The 15,109-nt window shown below is 43.6% G+C and carries 14 protein-coding genes; 12 read left to right on the top strand and 2 right to left on the bottom strand.

The window, feature by feature from the left end; translation table 11 throughout:
- Window positions 1–317 precede the first annotated feature (317 nt).
- Window positions 318–1,247 (bottom strand): MBL fold metallo-hydrolase, encoded by a 930-nt coding sequence (locus tag P3L40_RS17590; RefSeq protein WP_136135497.1) that lies wholly within the window; start codon window positions 1,245–1,247, stop codon window positions 318–320.
- Between the two features lie 481 nt (window positions 1,248–1,728).
- On the opposite strand from P3L40_RS17590, the gene hypF reads away from it, so the two are divergent.
- The 12 genes from hypF to hypE all read left to right on the top strand — a co-directional run bounded on the left by hypF (window position 1,729) and on the right by hypE (window position 14,445).
- Complete coding sequence (gene hypF / locus P3L40_RS17585; RefSeq protein ID WP_210853180.1) at window positions 1,729–4,005, top strand: carbamoyltransferase HypF; 2,277 nt, start codon at window positions 1,729–1,731, stop codon at window positions 4,003–4,005.
- A 609-nt stretch (window positions 4,006–4,614) separates the two neighbouring features.
- Complete coding sequence (gene hybO / locus P3L40_RS17580; RefSeq protein WP_004257951.1) at window positions 4,615–5,733, top strand: hydrogenase 2 small subunit; 1,119 nt, start codon at window positions 4,615–4,617, stop codon at window positions 5,731–5,733.
- Between the two features lie 2 nt (window positions 5,734–5,735).
- Complete coding sequence (gene hybA / locus P3L40_RS17575; RefSeq protein ID WP_094961065.1) at window positions 5,736–6,722, top strand: hydrogenase 2 operon protein HybA; 987 nt, start codon at window positions 5,736–5,738, stop codon at window positions 6,720–6,722.
- A complete protein-coding gene (gene hybB, locus P3L40_RS17570; protein WP_004257947.1) occupies window positions 6,706–7,893 on the top strand; it encodes a Ni/Fe-hydrogenase cytochrome b subunit in 1,188 nt (395 codons plus the stop codon). The genes hybA and hybB overlap by 17 nt, the downstream gene beginning before the upstream one ends.
- Window positions 7,890–9,593: a hydrogenase 2 large subunit gene (hybC, locus tag P3L40_RS17565; protein ID WP_136135469.1), complete on the top strand. Its 1,704-nt coding sequence runs from the start codon at window positions 7,890–7,892 to the stop codon at window positions 9,591–9,593. Before hybB ends, hybC begins: the two co-directional genes overlap by 4 nt.
- Window positions 9,593–10,090 carry a HyaD/HybD family hydrogenase maturation endopeptidase gene (locus tag P3L40_RS17560; protein ID WP_072503048.1) on the top strand — a complete coding sequence of 166 codons (498 nt, stop codon included), beginning with the start codon at window positions 9,593–9,595 and terminating at the stop codon, window positions 10,088–10,090. Before hybC ends, P3L40_RS17560 begins: the two co-directional genes overlap by 1 nt.
- A complete protein-coding gene (gene hybE, locus P3L40_RS17555; protein ID WP_004257937.1) occupies window positions 10,080–10,571 on the top strand; it encodes a hydrogenase-2 assembly chaperone in 492 nt (163 codons plus the stop codon). The genes P3L40_RS17560 and hybE overlap by 11 nt, the downstream gene beginning before the upstream one ends.
- Complete coding sequence (gene hypA / locus P3L40_RS17550; protein WP_004257935.1) at window positions 10,564–10,905, top strand: hydrogenase maturation nickel metallochaperone HypA; 342 nt, start codon at window positions 10,564–10,566, stop codon at window positions 10,903–10,905. The genes hybE and hypA overlap by 8 nt, the downstream gene beginning before the upstream one ends.
- Window positions 10,906–10,995: 90 nt before the next feature.
- A complete protein-coding gene (hypB, locus tag P3L40_RS17545; protein WP_210853182.1) occupies window positions 10,996–12,036 on the top strand; it encodes a hydrogenase nickel incorporation protein HypB in 1,041 nt (346 codons plus the stop codon).
- A complete protein-coding gene (hybG, locus tag P3L40_RS17540; RefSeq protein WP_004257928.1) occupies window positions 12,027–12,323 on the top strand; it encodes a hydrogenase maturation factor HybG in 297 nt (98 codons plus the stop codon). The genes hypB and hybG overlap by 10 nt, the downstream gene beginning before the upstream one ends.
- Complete coding sequence (gene hypD, locus P3L40_RS17535) at window positions 12,307–13,419, top strand: hydrogenase formation protein HypD (RefSeq protein WP_210853184.1); 1,113 nt, start codon at window positions 12,307–12,309, stop codon at window positions 13,417–13,419. The genes hybG and hypD overlap by 17 nt, the downstream gene beginning before the upstream one ends.
- On the top strand, window positions 13,420–14,445 hold the full coding sequence (gene hypE / locus P3L40_RS17530; RefSeq protein ID WP_136135466.1) for a hydrogenase expression/formation protein HypE: 1,026 nt from the start codon (window positions 13,420–13,422) through the stop codon (window positions 14,443–14,445).
- A 44-nt stretch (window positions 14,446–14,489) separates the two neighbouring features.
- On the opposite strand, the gene ureG is transcribed toward hypE, so the two are convergent.
- On the bottom strand, window positions 14,490–15,107 hold the full coding sequence (gene ureG, locus P3L40_RS17525) for an urease accessory protein UreG (protein WP_210853185.1): 618 nt from the start codon (window positions 15,105–15,107) through the stop codon (window positions 14,490–14,492).
- Between the last annotated feature and the right edge of the window lie 2 nt (window positions 15,108–15,109).

Here is a 15,109-nt window from a genome sequence, read left to right as displayed (position 1 = left end):
TCATATGTGAAACATTGTTTTTTATTTAAAACCAGATTAATTGTATGGGTGATTATTAGTCAATCAAATGTTGGTTAAATGTAAAATATTCGTTTCAAAATGTGGGGTGTGTCGAGGTTATGATGGAGTTTGGTTTCATATGAGAAACTTTCGATAGGTTTATTCAAATAGGACTACTCGTTTATGGTGTTTGGGAAGGAAGTCATGGAGAAATGTGAAAAATAATCTATAGAATAATAAGCTCAATATATAAATTAATATCAATAGGATATTGCATATAAGCTCTTAATATCCTATTGATGGTATATTCAAATAACTTATTTCACCTCAAAGCGTTGCAAGTCTTTACTGACCGTCACAGGGCCTGAGTATTGTTTTCTGACTTCATTAATCCACACATCATCAGTAATCGATGGGTCATCCGCGGGGACTAAGTGGGTTAGGACAAGGTGTTTTACATTAGCTTGCTTGGCTATTTTTCCGACATCTTCTGCTGTTGTATGGTGAGAAATAATCGCTTTTGCCAGCGTTGAACCGTTGCCGATACGGTTGGCTAAATTTTCCACACCAGAGACTAAGACGACTTCACTAATTAAGTAATCAGCATCTTTAGCAAATTCAATAATTTGGCTATTATCAATCATATCACCAGTAATAACGATAGTTTTTCCGCCAGATTGTATTTTATAAGCGAGAGCTTCGTCTGAGTTAAAAGGTGGGTGTGGAACAAATAAGGCACTAATTTCGACATCATCATTTTTGAGTACAGGGCCTTCTTGAATATCTTTTGCTGTAACTATTTGGCGCAAATCAGGTTTACCTTCATCTTTAACGCGTAAATCAATATCGCGACTAAAAGTATCCCAAACACCTTTTGTCATACTTTCCGTTCCAACAGGGCCATAAACAGCGATATTATGATTTAAACCACTGTTCCATGCATTTAACAGTAGGGCTGGGTAATCGGCAACATGATCACTGTGGAGGTGGGTAATAAAGATAGAATCAAGATTTTTTAATGGGGCTTTTGATTGAACTAATCGCAAACTTGCTCCGTATCCCGCATCAAATAAGTATATTTTATCGTTCTTGATAAATGCCGTCGATTGCGGCAAGCGTTTTTCCTTTAATAAGGAAGGACCGCCTTTTGTTCCAAGCGTAATAATTTCATCTGCACTAGTAAGATGGCTAACACCAAATAGCGCAGCACCGATAGAAAGAGAAACGAAGAGTTGTTTTAGTTTCAAAATATCACCTCTTTATATTATTAATAGATTGAGTTTTATGAATAATATTTATTCATTGCAGGGTATTGGTATATTGTTAACATATGAATAACTCTACGTTTATGTGTGGTGGGATACTATCGTTCTTATGGACTAGGTGAATGATTTAGAAGATTATTTATGTTAATTAATAGAGAATAGTTCTGAAAATAATTATTCAATTTAACTATAATTCTAATATTATTTAATAGAGAAAGTTATATTGTTTGCTCATCCTATTTAAATTGGATTTTAAATTTATATTTAACTCTGTTTAGAATTCTTAATGAGTAAACAATGGGCACTATTTTTTAATGTAATCATTATTGTATTGCTAATTAATGAATCGGTTTTTGAAAAATGAATCGGTCAATTGTACTTCCACGTATTTTCTTGATCTCAAGTGAAGCTTTTTTTATGTTTTAGCGCGAAAATATCCTTACAGTGGTAAGAGGATATCTCAGTGAAAAGTGGTATACAGTTACGCATCAAAGGGAAAGTGCAAGGTGTGGGGTTTCGCCCCTATATTTGGCAGTTAGCCCACCAATGCAAATTATTAGGTGATGTCTGTAATGATGGCGAAGGAGTGCTAGTGCGCTTATGCATTGATTCGGATATCACTGAATTTACTCAGTTATTGTACCAACATTGTCCGCCATTAGCCCATATAGAAAGTATTGAGCCGCAACCTTTTCAATGGGATAAATTACCCGATACTTTTACTATTCGCCGTAGTGGTGAAGGTAAAATGGACACGCAAGTAATTCCAGATGCTGCCACTTGTGATGCGTGCCAACAAGAGCTTTTTGCCCTATCAAATCGGCGTTTTCATTACCCGTTTACAAACTGTACGCATTGCGGCCCCCGTTTCACTATTATTCGTCATATGCCTTATGATAGACCCAATACCGCAATGGCCGATTTTCCTTTGTGTCCTAATTGCTTAGAGGAATATCAATCCCCCGCAGATAGACGATTTCATGCGCAACCTAATGCGTGCGCGGTGTGTGGCCCTGAAATTAAATTGTGCGACCCATCAGGAAAAACGATTGCAAATAAAGAGAACGCATTAGTCTTGGCAGCTCAGCAGTTATTGGCAGGTAAAATTGTTGCCATTAAGGGGCTCGGGGGGTTTCACCTTGCTTGTGATGCGAGTAATGATCAGGCGGTAGAAGCTTTGCGCGTACGTAAATGCCGCCCAACTAAGCCACTTGCGGTAATGGTTCCATCACTGAATTGGTTAGAGTTGCACAATATGCCGCTTAGTGATGGCCTATGTGCATTATTAAAAAGCCCTGCCGCACCAATTGTGTTGATTAAAAATTGGAAAAATCATGTATTAAGCCAATATATTGCGCCAAAGCTAGCGGAAATAGGTGTTATGTTACCTTCTAATCCGTTGCAACACCTATTGATGGCACAAGTTAATTGCCCATTAGTGATGACATCAGGAAATGTATCAGGAAAGCCCCCTGTATTGAGTGAGCAAGCTGCTCTGGCTGATTTAACGGATATTGCTGATTTTTTCCTCACTCATAACCGCGATATTGTCCAACGTGCAGATGACTCACTGGTGCGTTATCATGATGGGCAAGCGGAAATGCTCCGTCGTGCGCGGGGCTATGTCCCTGATTCGATTGATTTACCTAAAGGGTTTGAAAATTCCCCACCAATACTGGCTTTAGGGGCTGATCTTAAAAATACCTTTTGTTTATTGCGAGACAAAAGTGCAGTAATGAGCCAACACCTAGGCGACCTTGATGACATGGATATTTTTGAACAATACCAGTCTGCGATTGCATTATTTGAATCTATTTATCGTTTTACGCCAACCGCTATAGTTTCTGATATGCATCCTAATTATGTGAGTACGCGCTATGGCGAGGCGTTATCACAGCAATTACGAATCCCATTGATAAAAGTGCAGCATCATCATGCGCATATCGCAGCGGTAATGGTTGAGCATGGTTTACCACTAAATGGAAGTAAAGTCATTGGGTTAGCTTTGGATGGTTTGGGGTATGGTGATGACCACCGGCTATGGGGAGGTGAATGCTTACTAGTGGATTATAAATCCAGTCAATACCTAGGAGGCTTGCCCCCAGTTGCACTGCCGGGAGGGGAATTAGCTTCTCGGCAGCCATGGCGTAATTTCCTTGCGCATTGTTTACAATTTGTCCCCCAGTGGCAAAAGCAAGAGAGCGTTGCTTATTTAATGTCATTTCCTTGGCAAGGCTTACAAAAGGCGATTGATAAAGGAATTAATAGCCCAACGGCTTCATCTACTGGGCGGCTTTTTGATGCGGTTGCTGCGGCGTTAGGTATTTGTACGGCACAAACTAGTTGGGAAGGGGAGGCAGCTTGCCAACTGGAAGCGATTGCAATGAAATCTCCCGTGAGCGTACATCCGGTCACTATGCCGTTAGTTGGTCAACAATTAGATTTACATACATTTTGGCAGCAATGGATGGCGTACTGTGCGCCTAAACCACAACGCGCACATGCATTTCATGTAGCGTTAGCGGAAGGTTTTGCTGAGCTAGCAAGGAAATCAGCGAACCAATATGGTACTAAGAAAATTGTTTTGTCAGGTGGTGTGATTCATAACCAACTATTGCGAGAACTATTAATGAATAATCTATCTGAGTTCGATGTGTTATATGCAAAACAATTTCCTATGGGAGATGGTGGGCTATCATTGGGGCAAGTCGCTATCGCTTCTGCGATGTTGAAAAATTAATCTATTACTGATGGGCAGTATTATATTTATAGGATTGTATATCTACCTATTTTTCAGCTTTTCATTTTAATAGATTATATTGTCTTTTTGATATTGATTCTTATTTGACATATTTGTTTTTATATTAATAGTTGGATTGTTATTAATACACCTATTCTGCTTAATTAATTATATTACGACAATAAATCTAAGTATCATAATGAAAAATAAATGGTTTTTTATTTTAAATGATGTGATGTATAACGCAGTATTGAAAATCAAATCTATTTTTTTTATATTTTTCCTCTTGTTTTAACACAGGTTACTGAATCGATTTTTCTAGCAAATATATAAAAAAAATAAAATTTCTTATTGCCTATTGATGAAGATCAAATGATTTAGGAGCGGTAGGAATAGGATCTTATTTTATATTTATGCATCAGGTTACTTAAATAAGAATTTATTTCATTAGAGTTGGTTTTGTTGGCTTCTTAAATAGATAAATACAAACAAAAAGCGTATGCATCATTTGTGTATAGGGCCTTGTGGTATTTATAACCTTAAGATAATAAACAAAAATTTCCTTCTAATGAATAGGTTTTAAGCCACCCATAATAATAGGAAAAAAGAATGATAGGAGATAACTCTATTATTTCTTCGCATGGCATTAACCGCCGTGATTTTATGAAGTTATGTACAGCATTAGCAGCGACAATGGGATTAAGCGGGAAGGCTGCTGCCCAAATAGCTGAATCTATTAGTGATCCAGCTCGACCTCCTGTCATTTGGATTGGTGCCCAAGAGTGTACGGGGTGTACGGAATCTTTGCTGTGTTCAACCCATCCAACTTTGGAAAATTTAATTCTCGATACTATTTCATTGGAATACCACGAGGTGTTGTCTGCCGCCTTTGGTGAGCAAGTTGAGCAAAATAAACATGATGCAATTGAAAAGTACAAAGGAAAATATGTTTTAGTCGTCGATGGTTCTATCCCACTAAAAGATAACGGTATTTATTGCATGGTGGCGGGGAAACCGATTGTTGAGCATATTCGTGAAGTGGCTGAACACGCCGCGGCCGTGATTGCGATTGGTTCTTGTGCTTCGTGGGGCGGTGTTGCTGCGGCAGGAGATAACCCAACAGGAGCCGTGGGTTTAGATCAAGTCATTAAAGATAAAACCGTTATCAATATTCCAGGTTGCCCGCCTAATCCACATAACTTCCTTGCGACGGTCGCGCACTTAATTACGTTTAATCGTCCACCAAAACTGGATAGCAAAAATCGCCCAATGTTCGCGTACGGTCGATTAATTCATGAACACTGCGAACGTCGCCCTCATTTTGATGCGGGCCGCTTCGCAAAAGAGTTCGGTGATGATGGTCATCGTGAAGGTTGGTGTTTATACCATTTAGGCTGTAAGGGGCCTGAAACTTACGGGAACTGTTCCACATTGCAATTCTGTGATGTCGGTGGCGTCTGGCCTGTGGCGATTGGTCACCCTTGTTATGGCTGTAATGAGGAAAATGTCGGCTTTCACAAAGCGATACATCAGTTGGCGAGCGTGGAAAACCCAACACCACGGGTGGATAAACCGGATGTCAATAATCGCGAAGGTGGCCAAATTTCATCTACAGCTGTGGGGTTAATTGGTGGTGTTGTCGGGTTAGTGGCTGGAGTTAGCGTGATGGCAGTACGTGAATTAGGTCGTCAAAAACGCCAACAAGATACTGACTCACGGGGAGAATAACCGTGAATAGACGAAATTTTCTTAAACTCTCCGCAGGGGGAGCATTACTTGCGGGAAGTTCACCCAGTTTGGCGGGGCCTGAAAACCGTCCGCCGATTCCCAATTCTTTGGGGATGCTATATGACTCGACCCTGTGTATTGGGTGTCAGGCGTGTGTGACAAAATGCCAAGATATTAACCACCCAGAGCGTAACCCGGTCGGGGAACAAACTTGGTCAAATAATGACAAACTCACCCCTTATACCAACAATATTATTCAGGTTTGGAGCAGTGGAACAGGTGTTCATAAAGACCAAGAAAAAGATGGCTATGCCTACATTAAAAAGCAGTGTATGCACTGTGTTGACCCTAATTGCGTGTCGGTTTGCCCTGTTCAAGCGCTGAAAAAAGACCCAAAAACCGGCATTGTTCATTACGATGCCAGCGTATGTACTGGCTGCCGCTATTGCATGGTGGCGTGTCCCTTTAATATTCCGAAATATGCTTACGATGACAAATTTGGTGCGATTCATAAATGCGAGTTATGCAACCAAAAAGGTGTCGAACGTTTAGACAAGGGTGGCTTGCCCGGTTGTGTCGAAGTTTGCCCAACGGGAGCGGTAATTTTCGGGACGCGGGAAGAATTGCTCGCAGAAGCCAAAAAACGCTTAACACTCAAAGTGGGGGATGAGTACGGTTACCCAAGACAAACCTTACATAGCAATGACCCGAATGTGATTAAAGTGCCGAAATATGAGTCTCATGTTTATGGGGAGCTTGAAGGCGGTGGCACACAAGTCATTGTTCTTTCAGGTGTGCCCTATCAAAATCTTGGGTTGCCTGAATTGGAGCAGTTGTCTACTGGGGCTCGTTCTGAATATGTCCAGCACACCCTTTATAAAGGGATGGTATTGCCGCTCGCGGCGTTGGCAGGGTTGAGTTTCTTGGTGTATCGCAATACCAAGAATGATAAACACGAAGGAGACGACTCAAATGACGACGCATCATAAAGAGCAGCCGTTAGGCGGGCGTTTAGTCAGTTGGCCAATTATGGTCTTTGGGCCATTAGTGCTGATTTGTGTCATCTTGATTGTTAAACGTTTGGTCTTCGGCTTAGGCTCAGTTTCTGACCTAAATGGTGGCTATCCTTGGGGGATCTGGATTGCTTTTGACTTACTAATTGGTACCGGTTTTGCTTGTGGCGGTTGGGCGCTGGCTTGGGCGGTGTATGTATTTAACCGCGGTGAATATCACCCGTTAGTGCGCCCTGCGTTATTAGCCAGTTTGTTCGGTTACTCCCTCGGTGGTTTATCCATTACCATTGACGTAGGTCGTTACTGGAACTTGCCTTACTTTTACATCCCCGGTTTCTTTAACACCAATTCGGTGCTATTTGAAACGGCAGTGTGTATGACGATTTATATCGGTGTGATGGCACTGGAGTTTGCTCCTGCACTGTGTGAACGTTTTGGTTGGAAGGTTTCATTAAAACGCTTAAATAAAGTGATGTTTTTTATCATTGCGCTAGGGGCGTTATTGCCGATGATGCACCAGTCATCAATGGGGTCATTGATGATTTCAGCAGGGTATAAAGTCCATCCTATTTGGCAAAGCTATGAAATGCTACCACTACTCTCATTGTTGACCGCATTTATTATGGGCTTTTCTATCGTCATTTTTGAAGGGTCATTACTTCAAGCCGCATTACGTGGGCAGGGTGCTGATGAACGGCCATTGTTTGTTCGTATCACTCGGATCTTGCAGGTACTGTTAGTGCTGTTTTTGGTCTGTCGTTTTGGTGAGCTGATTTATCGAGATAAGTTGCACCATATCTTCAACACCGATTTCTACGCCATGATGTTTTGGATAGAAACCGCATTAATGGTTTTCCCATTGGTTATTTTCCGCATGCCATCACTGAGGAATGATTCACGGTGGTTATATGCAAGCGGTTTAAGCATGTTGATTGGTGCTGCCATGTGGCGGATGAGCTATTCCCTCGTTGCATTCAACCCAGGGGGCGGATACGACTACTTCCCAACAACAGAAGAACTTTTAATTTCAATAGGTTTCGTGGCAATAGAGGTATGCGCTTATATCTTATTGATCCGCTTATTACCTGTTATTCCAGCATTGAAAAAAACAACGATGAGCCATTCAGAGGCCCGAGGTAAAGCATGAGCCAACGTATAACAATAGACCCAGTCACTCGTATCGAAGGTCACTTACGCATTGATTGTGAAATTGAAGATGGAAAAGTCACCAAGGCTTGGGCTTCAGGCACGATGTGGCGTGGTATGGAAGAGATAGTCAAAGGAAAAGACCCTCGTGATGCATGGATGATCATGCAGCGTATTTGTGGGGTTTGTACCACCGTGCACGGTATTGTGTCGGTACGCACGATTGAGAGCGCCTTAAATATTGATGTGCCAGTGAATGCGCAGTATATCCGTAATATGATTTTAGCCGCGCATACTATTCAAGACCATATTGTCCATTTTTATCAATTATCGGCGTTAGATTGGGTGGATATCACCTCTGCGCTGAATGCAGACCCAAATAAAGCAGCAGAAATCTTGAGAGGCGTTTCGACGTGGCCACTGAATAGCCCAGAAGAGTTCACGCGAGTTCAAGATAAAATTAAAAAACTGGTTGCCAGTGGGCAATTGGGTATTTTTGCTAATGGATATTGGGGGCACCCAGCGATGAAACTATCGCCTGAGGTGAACTTAATTGCTGTAGCTCACTACTTACAAGCCCTCGAATGTCAGCGTGATGCTAACCGTATTGTGGCGTTATTAGGAGGTAAAACGCCGCATATTCAAAACCTTGCCGTTGGTGGTGTCGCAAACCCTATCAACCTTGATGGTGTCGGGGTTTTGAACCTTGAACGCTTGATGTATGTAAAATCCTTTATTGACCGTTTAGGGGATTTTATCGAGCAAGTGTATAAGATTGACGCAGCGGTGATTGCAGCAGGCTACCCTGAATGGCTCGAAGTCGGTCAAGGTGCGAAACATTACATGTGTATGCCTGAAATGCCAATGGACGGTAAAAATGGGAGTTTCCTATTACCTGGCGGGTATCTAGAGAACAGTGACTTTAGTACTTATCGCCCCATTACTAGCCATACAGATGAGTATTTGATCAACGGCATCAAAGAAAGTAGCAAACATGCATGGTACAAAGAAAATGAGCCACAAGCACCGTGGGAAGGCACCACGAACCCGGATTACACCGGCTGGGATGATGACGGTAAATATTCATGGGTAAAAGCACCAACTTTCTATGATAAAACCGTTGAGGTCGGGCCGCTCGCTGATTTGTTGTGTAAATTAGCGGCAAAACATGAACCGACAGAAAAACACTTTAATGATGTGGTAAACCTGTATCAAACATTGACAGGTAACAATATTAGTGTGGACCAACTGCATTCCACATTGGGGCGGATTATCGGGCGTAGTGTTCGCTGCTGTGTACTGAATGAAACCTTGTCAATTCAATGGCAAGCGCTGGTGGACAATATCGCAAAAGGGGATCACACCACCTTTGTAAAACCCGTATTCCCAGAAAATGCCACCATTAAAGGTGTCGGTTTTGGTGAAGTACCTCGAGGTTTATTATCTCACTGGGTCGTGATCAAAGACGGTAAAATTGAAAATTACCAAGCGGTAGTGCCATCGACTTGGAACTCAGGCCCACGTAATTTCAATGATGAGCCAGGCCCTTATGAGCAAGCATTGGTAGGAACTCCTGTCGCTGACCCATCTAAACCTCTTGAAGTGGTGCGGACCATTCACTCATTTGACCCTTGTATGTCTTGTGCAGTGCACATTGTTGACCCTGAAGGTGGCGAAGTCACTAAGGTTAAGGTGCTGTAATGCGTATTTTAGTCTTAGGTGTTGGCAATATACTGTTGAGCGATGAAGGGATTGGGGTACGCATCGTTGAGGCTTTAGAACAGCGCTATCACCTACCTGAATGCGTAGAAGTGCTTGATGGTGGAACTGCTGGAATGGAGCTAATTGGCCCAATGGCAGATAGAGACCATTTGATCATTGCCGATGTTGTGTTATCGAGCCAGAAGGCTGGCTCGATTTTAGTCTTGCGTGATGACGAAGTCCCTGCGCTGTTTACACGTAAAATTTCCCCACATCAACTCGGTTTATCAGATGTGCTATCCGCTTTGCATTTAACCGATGAATTCCCACAGCGGCTAACATTAGTTGGCGTTGTACCTGAATCCCTCGAACCGCATATCGGTTTGACTGCAACAGGGCAGGCCGCTTTAGAGCCAGCTTTACAAAAGGTTATTGAGGTTTTGCGAAGCGAAGGCTTGGAAATCATAGCGAAAGAAGAGAGTTTGCATGCCGGATGACATATTAGGTTATGAAACTAACCCTCGGCCTCAGGTTGAGGCCGCATTTACGCGCGTTGCTGAACAATCGATGCATGATTTGTCATTTTTGCATCCAACGATGCCTGTGCACGCCAGTGAGTTTGCCCTGTTTGAAGGGCAATGGGTGGGCGCGGTGATCACACCATGGATGCTCAGCGCGATTATTCTACCGGGGCCTGAGCAATATTGGCCTCGCCGCGTGGTCGGTGACAAGGTTGGGTTAATCCTCCCCTATGGCGAAATGACTTATACCGTAGGTGAATTAGACGGCTTAACTCAATATTTTGCTTGCTCATTAATGTCGCCATTAGAAAAAAAAATGACACCAGAACAAGGTATTCACCTAACGGATGATTGCCAGCGAATATTGTTATCGCTCCCAGTTAGTGACCCGAATATTCCTCAAGCACCTGAACGTAGAGCATTGTTTGCCCGCCACTTAAGGGGGCAGGATGCATGAGGTTTCGTTATGCCAAAGTACGATAGAAATTATTGAACAGCAGGCGAAAAAAAATGCAGTTAACCGAGTCACCGGTGTTTGGCTTGAAATTGGCGCACTCTCTTGTGTTGAAGAGAGTGCGTTTCGCTTCAGTTTTGATGTCGTTTGCCGTGGTACGGTTGCAGAAGGCTGCCAGCTCCACATTATTTACCAGCCCGCACAAGCATGGTGTTGGGATTGCAGTGAAATAGTGGAAATAGACAGCCACCAATCGGTTTGTCCATGCTGTCAGGGGTTGAACCTGAAAGTGGAAAGTGGGGATAGTTTGCGCATCAAAGAGTTGGAAGTGGAGTAGCTTTTTGAGCTGAGCTTGAGGTGTATCAACTAGACTCAATGGACTATGTATTAATCTAATTTAACAATTTAGCGGTTGGGAGTGAAACTTATGTGTAGTACTTGTGGATGTGCGTCGGGAGAGCGCAAAATTGAGGGGGATGACCATCATCATGACCACCATCACGGCCATGATCACCACCACGGTCACGATCATCATGATCACGACCATGATCATGATCACGACCATGATCATGAACCTAATGGGCAAACGGTGATCATTCATCACCATTATTATCATCAAGGTGATGTCCACAACCATTATCACCAATATGAACCCGCACCTGCTGAAAGCAAGTCTAAAAAGCATAAACACAAACATAAGCATAAACATAAACATATTTATCAAACGGCTGAGGCAAGTTTTAAACCAGCTGGGGAACACCATGACCTTGATTATGGCCACGGTGAAGCAGGTACCCATGCACCGGGGATTAGCCAAAAACGCATGCTACAAATTGAGATGGATGTGTTAGATAAAAATAACCATCTGGCGGAACATAACCGTGAGGATTTTTGCCAGAAGAATATTTTAGCGCTAAACCTCGTTTCTAGCCCCGGTTCAGGAAAAACCACCTTGTTGACAGAAACGTTGTTAAGACTGCGTGACAGAATTAATTGCGCAGTGATTGAAGGTGACCAACAAACCACTAATGATGCACAACGGATCCGCGAAACGGGTGTGCCTGCGATTCAAGTGAACACAGGAAAAGGCTGTCACTTAGATGCACAAATGGTCCACGATGCAACAGCACGTTTAGAGTTAGCCGATAACAGTTTGTTATTTATTGAAAATGTCGGGAATCTCGTGTGCCCTGCCAGTTTTGACTTAGGGGAACGCCATAAAGTAGCGGTACTGTCAGTCACGGAAGGGGAAGATAAACCTCTCAAATATCCACATATGTTTGCGGCAGCAGATATCATGTTATTGAACAAAATCGACTTACTGCCATACCTGAATTTTGATGTTGATGCTTGTATCGCCAATGCTAAGCAAGTGAACCCCAATATCCAAGTTATCCAAGTGTCTGCGACATGCGGCGAAGGGATGGATGCATGGCTGGCATGGTTGGAGACACAGCTATGTGCTTAGGTATTCCGGGCAAAATAGTTGCCGTTGGTGAAGATATTCACCAACTCGCTCAAGTGGATGTTTGTGGTGTAAAACGCGATGTGAATATTGGCCTCATTTGTGAAGGGGAAACCGCCGATTTATTAGGCCAATGGGTATTGGTACACGTCGGGTTTGCCATGAGTATCATCAATGAAGAAGAAGCGCAATCTACCTTGGATGCGTTAACCGCGATGAGCCAGCTAGACCACGAGGTCAGCGATTTTAGTGGTTTAAATGCAGGAGCGGCAGATGCAGTACGTCGATGAATTTCGCGACCCTGTTCTTGCAAAAGCGCTGTTGGCGCATATTCATCAACGGGTGAATGAAATACCCCAAGCGAAACGACGCCCATTACAACTCATGGAAGTCTGTGGTGGCCACACCCACGCGATTTTTAAATTTGGTATTGACCAGTTATTACCCGCTGACATTGAATTTGTTCATGGGCCCGGTTGCCCTGTGTGCGTTTTGCCAATGGGACGAATTGATAGTTGTATTGAAATTGCACAGCACCCTGAGGTTATCTTTTGTACTTATGGCGATGCAATGCGTGTTCCGGGGGAAAAGGGCTCTTTACTTGACGCCAAGCGTAATGGAGCGGATGTCCGTATCGTTTATTCACCACTAGATGCCTTGGCATTGGCAGAGCAGCATCCCCATCGCCAAGTGGTTTTCTTTGGCTTAGGCTTTGAAACCACTATGCCAAGCACGGCAATCACCTTGCAGCAAGCAAAGCGCCGCCAGTTGACAAACTTTAGTGTATTTTGCCAGCACATTACGATCATTCCTACCTTGCGTAGCTTACTTGAGCAACCGGATGTCCGTATTGACGGCTTTTTAGCACCAGGACACGTGAGTATGGTAATCGGGGCGCATCCCTACCAGTTTATTAGCGAAGACTTCCATAAACCCTTGGTGGTCACAGGGTTCGAACCCTTAGATATTTTGCAGTCGTTAGCCATGCTAGTTGACCAAATCGCTGATGGTCGTTGTGAGGTAGAAAACCAATATAAACGCGTTGTGGCCGATGAAGGTAACCTGTTGGCACTTAAAGCGTTAGAGGAAGTTTTTGAACTTAAACAAACCAGTGAATGGCGCGGGTTGGGGGAAATTGCAGGTTCAGGGGTTCAATTAACTCAAGCTTACCAATTTTTTGATGCTGAGAAGCGTTTTCAGGTACAACCCCATAAAGTGGCGGATGACCCGCAAGCACGTTGCGGTGAGGTGTTAACAGGGCGCTGTAAACCGAACGAATGTATGTTGTTTGGGCGCCGTTGTACGCCACAAACGGCTTTTGGCGCATTAATGGTTTCTTCTGAAGGTGCCTGTGCAGCTTATTACCAATATCGTCGGGAGGCATAAATGAGTCGTGATGCTAACAATGTGGTGACGATGGCCCACGGAAGTGGTGGGCAGGCGATGCAGCAATTGATTGAACAGTTGTTTTTGCAGGCGTTTGCAAACCCAGCGTTGAATGAGAGGGAGGACCAAGCTCGACTTGCCTTGTCGGAAATGACCGCATTGGGTGACCGTTTGGCATTTAGTACCGATAGCTATGTCATCGACCCGATTTTTTTCCCGGGAGGCAATATTGGTAAATTAGCTGTTTGCGGCACAGTGAATGACGTTGCAGTTAGTGGGGCTACCCCAAAATACCTTTCTTGCGGTTTTATCTTGGAAGAAGGTTTTTCCCTGACTGAATTGCAGGTCATTGTCGAATCTATGGCGGCAACGGCAAAAGCGGTCGGTGTGGATATTGTGACTGGCGATACCAAGGTAGTGCAGCGCGGGGCCGCAGATAAAATCTTTATCAATACGGCAGGTATTGGCGTGATCCCGTCCAATATCCAGTGGGGAGCTCAGCATATTCAAGTTGGGGATAAAGTGATTGTTAGCGGTACGTTGGGTGACCACGGCGCGACTATCTTAAACCTGCGCGAACAACTCGGGTTAGAAGCGGAGCTTTGCAGTGATTGTGCTGTATTAACGCCATTGATAGCTCCGCTGCGTGAAATTGACGGCATTCGGGCATTACGAGACGCAACTCGTGGTGGCGTAACGGCAATCCTACATGAATTTGCCCAAGCCAGTGGTTATGGAATTGCCGTAAATGAGGGGGATTTACCAGTTTCTTCTGCAGTTAGGGGCGTGTGCGAGCTATTGGGTTTGGAACCGTTAAACTTTGCCAATGAAGGTAAACTAGTGATTGTGGTGAAACCTGAAGCGGAAAATGCAGTGCTTGCTGCACTACACCAACACCCATTAGGGAAAGATGCCGCCACGATTGGCTGTGTGACTGAGCAAAAACAAGTCAAATTAGTTGGGATCTTCGGTACATCAAGGTTATTAGATTTGCCTCACAGCGAGCCTTTACCCCGTATTTGTTAATTGAAAACGCCCTATAAATAAAACCTATAGGGCGTCCAAATTTATTAACGTCTTAACATGCCATTATCGATGATAAACTCGATAATGGTCTCTAAGCCGACTTTTTTCTTTAAGTTAGTAAACACATAGGGCTTTACTGGTCGCATTCTTGCGGTATCGGCTTCCATCACTTCTAATGAAGCGCCGACATACGGAGCAAGGTCAATTTTGTTAATCACCAGTAAATCGGAATGGGTGATCCCTGGCCCACCTTTACGTGGAATTTTTTCGCCTTCAGCAACATCAATAACATAAATGGTTAAGTCTGCCAGCTCTGGGCTAAACGTCGCGCTGAGGTTATCGCCGCCGCTTTCCACAAATACGATATCAAGATTTTTATGGCGGATGGCTAACTCTTCAACTGCCGCTAAATTCATTGATGCATCTTCACGAATAGCGGTATGAGGGCAGCCGCCAGTTTCAACACCAATAATGCGGTCTGCATCTAGTGCTTCGGCACGGGTTAAAATTTTGGCATCTTCTTGGGTGTAAATATCATTGGTGACAACGGCAATTTGGTAAGTGTCGCGCATGGCTTTACATAACACTTCTAATAATGCGGTTTTTCCTGAGCCAACCGGCCCACCGACACCAATTCTTAAGGGTTGATTATATTCTTGCATAG

The organism is Providencia sp. PROV040, from assembly GCF_032706145.1.
Taxonomy (GTDB): Bacteria; Pseudomonadota; Gammaproteobacteria; order Enterobacterales; family Enterobacteriaceae; genus Providencia; species Providencia hangzhouensis.
This window is presented reverse-complemented; position numbering and strand designations above follow the sequence as displayed.